We start from the raw sequence: 7,351 nt of genomic DNA on the forward strand, positions 1-7,351 counted from the left end.
CGGTCCGATATCCGCTCACTCGCAGGCGCCTTGACCTGCCCCACCCTCGCCACACCACAACCAACGAGACACCGACCACAAAGTCACCGGCATTGGATCTAGGAGGTCGGCCGCCGCCGCAGCCACTCGGACGGCGCGTAGTCGCCGCTGCCGAGCACCCGCTTCTCGTACCGGCTCGCGACCTGCGTCTGCTCGCGCTCCGCGAGCAGACGCAGGTCGACGAGCTCCTCGCTCGGCGCGTCCTGAGCGGCGCGCCACCCGGCGCGCGGCAGCTGGCTGTGAGGCCGGCGGCGGCCGACGGTCCCCAGGCACCAGCGGCACGCGGCAGGCCCGCGCGACGAGGTCAGATACGCGTGGAGGTCCACGAGGAAGCCCGGGTCACTGCGGATGGGCAGGCCGTCCGACGGCACGCGGGCACCGGGGGCCTCCGGGCGGTGCAGGAAGTAGCTCTGCGGGCACCGGTAGAACACCCCCTCGTGGACCGTGTGGCAGCGCCAGACATGGACGATCTCGCAGGTGCGGTAGATCCGGGCCGTCAGGTGCGGGTCCTCGCTGCCCTGTTCCGCGTAGGACTCGCGGAAGACCGGCACCAGCTTCACGTCGAGGCGGACCGCGTGTTCCTCCGCCCGTCGGCGCAGGGCGTCCAGTTCCACCGGTGTGGGGGCCTGACCGGGATAGACGGAGATCTCGATCTCGTCGACCAGCCGCCAGAGCCACGGATCGCGGGACGACAACAGCCGGCCGTTGGTGCACACCGCCACGCGGTCGGTGATCCCGGAGTCGCGGACCGCCGCGATCACCTCGGGCAGACGGGGGTGCAACAGCGGTTCGCCGCCGAGGATCTTCACGTGCCCGCAGGAGTACGACCCCGCGAGCCCGACCAGGTCCCGGGCGATCTGCGCCGGGTCGGCGAACCACGGCGGCAGGACGGGGGAGAGGTGGCTGCACGCACGGCAGCGGAGGTTGCAGTGCAGCACGACGTTGAGTTCGCAGCCCTCAGGATTGTGGAGGCGCCCGCCGACGATGCGGTAGTCGCCGCCGAGGGAGGCGCCAGGAGGGGAAGTGTCAGCCATCGGATACCGCCCGTTCAGGACAGGGACAGGGAGGACGTCGGGTCGGCCGCCGCGTGGTCGCGCAGCTTGAGGCGCCGCAGGTGGCGGCCAGCGGACGCGGTAACGGCCGTCCGGCCGTGCAGAACCCGCGAGTTGTCGAGCAGCAGGTAGTCACCACGCTCCAGCAACAGCGAGGTGACCAGCCCGGGACCGGCCAGGACGCCTTCCACCGCCGCGATGGCCGCCAGCGCGCTGCGCACCTCGCCGTCGGTCAGGCCGTGCGCGGTGCTCCGGTCGAGCGCGCGGTGCAGGAGGTCGAAGCGGTAGCGCACCCGGGCGGGCCCGCCCACGAGGCTGAGGACAGCGGCGCGGTGCGGCGCGGTGCCCGCCACGCGGCCGGGACCGAACGGGAAGTCCGGCCGGCCGAGCCTGGCGAGTTCGCCCTCGTGCCCGGCAGCCCGCAGGGCCCGCACGAGGCGGTCGGCGGTCAGCAGGAGGGACCGCCCGCTGCCGTCCGCGGCGGGCTCGGCGCACACCATGCCGATGGTGTCGTGCGGGCGGGCGGAGAAGGTGGAGTCGGTGTGGAGGTCGAACCGGTCGCGCTGCTGGGCATGGGGGTCCTCGGACGCCTGCGGGTCCTCGCGGATGTCCCACACCATGCGGCACGGAAAACCGTTGTCCTCGGCGGTCACCACCCCGAGACAGCTGCTCACGGCGATCAGCGAACCGTCGTTCAGGGGCATGCCGGTGAGTACCGCCGCGCCGTGGTCGCGCACACCGGCGACCAGGTCCCGCTGGAGGGTGCCGAGGCCGGGGACGGTCGCGAGCGCCTCGGCCAGTGCCTCGCGCTGGGCGGCCGGGGGTGTGAGGTCCTCGCCGGTCATGGCGCCGAACCGGCGTTCCAGGCCGGTGGCGGTGTCGGTCGCCATCCGGATCCGCGGCGGCCACTGGGCGGTTCCGTGCGGGTCTGCGAGCATGATCCGTCCCTTCGAGGGGTTTCGGCGGACGCGGTCTGCGGCCGGGGGCTCCCGGTCAACGGGCGGGCGGCGGGCCGACCGGGCCTGGATGGACGGTCAGCTCCGCGAGCTGGGTCAGGTAGACGGCGTAGGGCGCCATCCGGTCGACGGCGTGGAGCCGGGGGCCGTGACCGGCGCCGCGCAACAGGGGCGGGAGCATCCCGTCGTGGCCGTGCCACCAGGCCCGGCGGGGGCCGGTGGTGTGGCGCAGCAGCTCGCGCAGGTAGCGGGCGCGGGCCAGGGCGACGCGCGGGCCGTGCCGCATCGGCCCTTCCACGTACGGGAGGTGGGCGTAGCCGGGGTAGGCACGGCTGATGACCTCCGTGTGCAGACGGCCGTCCGCGAACACCTGCTCCGTCAGTGCCGTCAGTAGATCGAACAGCGCGTGGTCGAGGTAGGGCAGGTGCACCGGCAGCCCACCGTCGCCGATCACCCGGATCGGGTGCAGGGAGATGGCCCGGCGCGTGCGGTTCCAGAAGACGAAGGACAGCAGGGGGATCGCCGCGTCCAGGTGCCGCGCCGTCTCCGCCGCCAGCCTGGCGAGCGCCCGTTCGAGGCTCCACCGGCGCAGTCGGCCGGCGCGGAGAAGGTGCGGCAGCAGCGGTGAGAGCCCGGTCGCCTCGATGATCCAGGCGGCCAGACCTTCGGCCGTCCCCAGGCGGCGGCGGTCGTGGACCGGTGGGAAGTACACGTGTGGGTCCTGGGACAGGGCGTCGCCCGCCAGGCCGTCGTAGGTCAGCGGGGTGCGGGTGCTCAGGAACCGGCCCAGGGACAGGACCCAGCCGCCCTCCGTGGTGCACATCTGCTGGAGGCGGTTGGTCGTCAGGTCGGCCTGGAGGTCCGACCCGGCGCGGTCGACGTACCGGTGCGGTACCCCGGCCGCCGCGGCGAGCCTGCCGGCGACTCCGACGTCCGCGTCGTACGGGGTGAACTTCCCGGTGGTGACGGTGAGTCGGGGCGGAGCCTGCTGCCGGAGCAGTTCGAGCAGGATGTGCCGGGAGTCCCGGCCGCCGCTCAGCGGCAGGACGTATTCGGCGCAGGGGAGTCGGGCGGCGATGGCGGATCGGAACAGGTCGATGTAGGCGTCGACGGCCTTCGCGCGGGTGATGCCCGGCGACGGCGGCGTGACGGGCGGTCGGGAGCGCACGCGGGGAGGCGCCCCCGGGGACCAGGTGAGCACCCCTCCGGGCGGCAGGACGCGGATGGCGGCGAACGGTGTGTCGTCGCCGACGAAGTAGCCGAGCCGGAGGAAGACCGCGAGCGCGTCGTCGTCCCAGCAGCGCGGAGCGCCGAGCGCGAGTACGTCGCGGAGCTCGGGAGACAGGACGAGGCGCTCCTCGTCCGCCCAGTAGAACAGCGGCAGCATGCCGTAGCGGTCGGTGCCGGCCGTCACCCCGGTCCCGTCCCAGGCCCAGTACGCGAAGACGCCCTCCACCCTGCCGGGGCGCGGCAGGGGGTGGCCGAGCGCGGCGGTGGGACACCCGCGTGCGCGGATCTCGCCGCCCACCCGGTGCACGCTCAGCCACCGGCCTTCGCGGCTCTGTGCTCGGTTCTCCGATCGGGTCGCACCGTGGTGCACGGGACCTCCCAGCGCGGACGGGTCCATGGTCGGTCGCGGCAGTACCGGCCGCGTCATCCATGCTGGGGGGCACCCGGCCCGCGGACAACACCCGGTTCCGGACAGCCGTGGTCCCTGCGGGTGCACCACTGTCCGTTTTCTGGAGTCCTGTGGCGAAGGCGAGTTCGCCTGAGGTCGAGTTGCGGATGATCATGATGACTTTGACCCCGCTCTCGATCGGCGGCTCACCGCCCGCCCGGGCGAGGTGGACCGGGTGCTCGGACCGGGAGGCCGATGGGGCAGCATGGGTGACGGACCACCACCGGGATCCGTGGCACCTCCGCGCCTGCGCGGGCCCGCATCCCCGCCCGAACGGAAGACATCTTCGTGACCGATACCGCCGCCGTCCCCTCCGAGCAGATCCGGGCCCGTCTCGCCGGGTACGAGCGCCGGTTCAGCACGCTGTCCGAGCAGTACTTCCAGGACCTGGCCGCCGCCTTCGACGCTCCGTCGTTCAGCCGGTTCACCCCGGACTGCCTGGCCCTGCTGCGGGACCTGTCGCTGCGCGGCGGCAAGCGGATGCGGGTGGCCCTGCTCTTCGAGGCCGCCCGGCTGGTGACCGCCGAGCCCGTGGCGGGGCTGGATGACGCCGCGCTGAGCATCGAACTGCTCCAGACCCACGGGCTGGTCCACGACGACATCATCGACGACAGCCCCACCCGCCGGGGCGGGCCCTCCACCTACTACGCCTACCGGGGGCGGTTCCCCGACCGGCCGCAGACCGCGCTCGGGCTCGCCGTCCTCGCCGGCGACCTCGCACTCGCGCTGTCCCTCCAGGTCCTCCTCGATTCCCGGGCCCCGCTCCCGGTCCGACAGGCCATGGTCGAGGTGCAGACGCGAGCGGCAACGGCCACGTTCGTCGGCCAGATCATCGACCTGGAGCGGGACTTCACCGCGGACCCGGGCGAGGAGGTGCTGCACGACGTGGCCGACTACAAGACCGCCCGCTACTCGGTCCTCGCCCCGCTCCAGCTGGGACTGCTCGCCGCAGGCGTCCAGCCCGCCCGCCACGACGAGGAACTGCGCCGCTACGCCCGGCTGGTGGGGATCTGCGGGCAGCTGCGCGACGACTACCTGGACCTCTTCGGCGACGCGGGGACCATGGGCAAGCCCACCGGAACGGACCTCCGGGAGGGGCGGCGCAACTACACCGTCCGCGCCGTCCTGGCGGCGGCCACCGACGCCGAGCGGGCCGTGGTGGAGTCCGCACTCGGCGACGGAGCCTGCACCGAGGAGACCGTCGCCGCCATCCGCGACATCGCCCACCGCCACGGCGTCCCGGAGCGGATGCGGGCGGACATGCGGCGCTTCGCGCACGCGGCCGCCGCGGAAGCCGCGGCCTGGCGCCCCAGGTGGCGGGAGGAGGCCGTCGCGTTCTTCGAGTACCTGCCGGGGTGGAGCGTCGAGCGAGTCCGGTGAGGTGGGGTGAGCCCGCGACAGGGAGGGCGGAGGACGGGGGAGGGGCGAGCGGGGAATCCCGTCCGTTCCTGATCGGCGGTCAGTTGGCTCCGGGCCCGACCCCGGTGGTGAGGACGAGCTTGCCGCGGGTGCGGCCCGCCTCGCCGCGGGCATGAGCGGCCCCGGCCTGCTCCAGCGGGAAGGTCCGCTCCACCTCGACGGCGACCTCGCCGGCGTCGATCAGCGCGGCGATCGTCGTCAGCGCGGCGCCGTCCGGCTCGACCAGGAACGGGGTGACCCGCACGCCGGCCGCCTCGGCGGCCGCGGCCAGCTCGGGGGAGACGCCGGCCGGGACGGCGACCAGCAGGCCGCCGGGGCGCAGGACCTTCAGGGAGCGGGTGCCGGTCAGGTCGTGCTCGTCGCCCACCAGGTCGATGACGACGTCGACGCCGGTGGTGGCGTCCTCGAAGCGGGTGCTGGTGTAGTCGATCACCTCGTCGGCGCCGAGCTCCTTGAGCCAGGGGTGCCGGGCGGCGCTGGCGGTGGCGACCACGTGGGCGCCCAGGTGGCGGGCGAACTGGACCGCGAAGTGGCCCACCCCGCCGGCGGCTGCGGTGACCAGCACCCGCTGGTCGGCTCGCACCTGGGCGGTGTCGACGACGGCCTGCCAGGCGGTCAGTGCCGCCAGTGGCACGGCGGCGGCGTGCACGTGGTCGAGCGTGGCCGGCTTGCGGGCGAACTGCCGGGCCGGGGCGGTCACGTACTCGGCGTAGGCGTTCGCGGCGCGCGGGAACCACGGCATGCCGTACACCTCGTCACCGGCCTTCAGCGTGGTCACGCCGAAGCCGACCTCCTCGACCACGCCGGACACGTCCCAGCCGAGCGTGAACGGCGGCTCACCCAGCAGGCCGGCCATGCCGGAGCCGCCGCGGGTCTTCCAGTCCACCGGGTTGATCCCGGCCGCGTGCACCCGTACCAGCACCTCCGTCGGCAGCGGCACCGGACGCGTCACCTCGGCGACCCGCAGCACCTCCGGCCCGCCGAACGTGTCCTGGACCACCGCGCGCATCGTGTCTGCGGACATGCGTCATCTCCCGAAGCATCAGAGTGCGGAAGGCCGTTCAGCGGCCGTTCCTCGATGCCGGCGACGCTATCCCCGCGGGTATGGTTACCTTCAAGGGCTAGTACTTCCCATCGGGAAGTGTCCTGGTGAGGAGAGTGAGCATGACGACCACCTGCCCCAGCGGCGAGCACTCGCAGCACGACGTCTACGCCGCCCAGTGCCCCTGTCGCATCCTGCTCGACCTGCTCGCGAACAAGTGGGCCGCCCTCGCCATCGGCGCCCTCGAAGACGGTCCCCAGCGGTTCGGTGAACTCCAGCGCCGCCTCCAGGGCGTCAGCCCCAAGGTGCTGACCCAGACCCTGCGCCGCCTGGAGGACTTCGGCATCCTCGACCGCACCGTGTACCCCGTCGTCCCCCTGCACGTCGAGTACTCCCTCACCCGCCTCGGCCAGAGTGCCGCGGTGCCGTTGAACGCGCTTCGCTCCTGGGTCGAGGAGAACATCGACCAGGCCCTCCGGCCCGAGCCGGTCGCGGGGTAGCCCGGCAGTGGCCACGACCGGTTCCCGCAGCCGAGGGTTCAGCACGCCGCCGTCCGCAGGTCGTGCGGCTGGGCGTGGACGGCGGACCTGGGACAGGTGGCCAGCAGCCACTCCTCCGCCTGCGCGGCGCCCTCGGCGGCGGTGGTCTCGGCCTCCGCGCAGGCCGCTGTGACCCGCTGCGCGGCGTCCGGCAGCAGGTGGGAGAACCTGCCGATGGTCGCACCGGCGTGGTCGCGCCGGTCTCCGGGGTCAGCCAGAGTCGGAGCCAGCCGTGCGCCAACGCCTCGGCGGAGCCGGCCAGTACCCGGGCGTAGAGCTCCAGGGAGGCGGGCGGGGGCAGGGCGGTGTCGGTGCTGTCCGCCCCGCCGGGCGGGCCGGCGCCGGTCTGGTCAGGATCCCCGGGAGTGTCAGGCGCTCACGGGCGGTCCGGGAGGTGAGAGTGCCCGGGCCCGGACAGCGCCCCGCAGTGCAAAGCGGTGGCCTGGCGCCACCCGGCCCGCTCAGTAGCCGCACCGCGGGTGAGAACGACGTCGCCCCTGTGTCGGTGCCTTCCCCAGGATGCGCGACAGGGCCGGTGACGGTGGAGGTCTGGCCGGGGTCGTGCTCCGCATCCGGACGTGTCGGAGGTGCCGTGGTCGGGAGCGGGGTCATCTTCTGTGCCTGGC

6 protein-coding genes are annotated in these 7,351 nt (G+C 73.6%); 2 read left to right on the forward strand and 4 right to left on the reverse strand.

Annotation, left to right across the window (positions count from 1 at the left end; all coding sequences use genetic code 11):
• Positions 1–98: 98 nt before the first annotated feature.
• The 3 genes from AC07BF_RS37335 to AC07BF_RS37345 are packed head-to-tail and all read right to left on the reverse strand — an operon-like array spanning position 99 to position 3,575.
• Positions 99–1,073: a radical SAM protein gene (locus tag AC07BF_RS37335; protein WP_363585536.1), complete on the reverse strand. Its 975-nt coding sequence runs from the start codon at positions 1,071–1,073 to the stop codon at positions 99–101.
• 14 nt (positions 1,074–1,087) lie between these two features.
• On the reverse strand, positions 1,088–2,029 hold the full coding sequence (locus AC07BF_RS37340) for a TauD/TfdA family dioxygenase (RefSeq protein ID WP_478334571.1): 942 nt from the start codon (positions 2,027–2,029) through the stop codon (positions 1,088–1,090).
• Between the two features lie 55 nt (positions 2,030–2,084).
• Positions 2,085–3,575, reverse strand: a complete 1,491-nt coding sequence (locus AC07BF_RS37345; protein WP_478334572.1) for an asparagine synthetase B family protein — start codon at positions 3,573–3,575, stop codon at positions 2,085–2,087.
• Positions 3,576–4,013: 438 nt separating this feature from the next.
• On the opposite strand from AC07BF_RS37345, the gene AC07BF_RS37350 reads away from it, so the two are divergent.
• A complete protein-coding gene (locus AC07BF_RS37350) occupies positions 4,014–5,105 on the forward strand; it encodes a polyprenyl synthetase family protein (RefSeq protein ID WP_363585539.1) in 1,092 nt (363 codons plus the stop codon).
• Positions 5,106–5,184: 79 nt separating this feature from the next.
• Here the strand turns inward: AC07BF_RS37350 and AC07BF_RS37355 are convergent, their stop codons facing one another.
• On the reverse strand, positions 5,185–6,168 hold the full coding sequence (locus tag AC07BF_RS37355) for an NADP-dependent oxidoreductase (RefSeq protein WP_363585540.1): 984 nt from the start codon (positions 6,166–6,168) through the stop codon (positions 5,185–5,187).
• Positions 6,169–6,308: 140 nt separating this feature from the next.
• Here AC07BF_RS37355 and AC07BF_RS37360 point away from each other — a divergent pair, with 140 nt between their 5' ends.
• Positions 6,309–6,686, forward strand: coding sequence for a winged helix-turn-helix transcriptional regulator (locus tag AC07BF_RS37360; RefSeq protein WP_363585541.1), 378 nt, complete (start codon positions 6,309–6,311; stop codon positions 6,684–6,686).
• The last annotated feature ends 665 nt before the right edge of the window (positions 6,687–7,351 follow it).

This window comes from Kitasatospora sp. NPDC043950 (assembly GCF_056435345.1).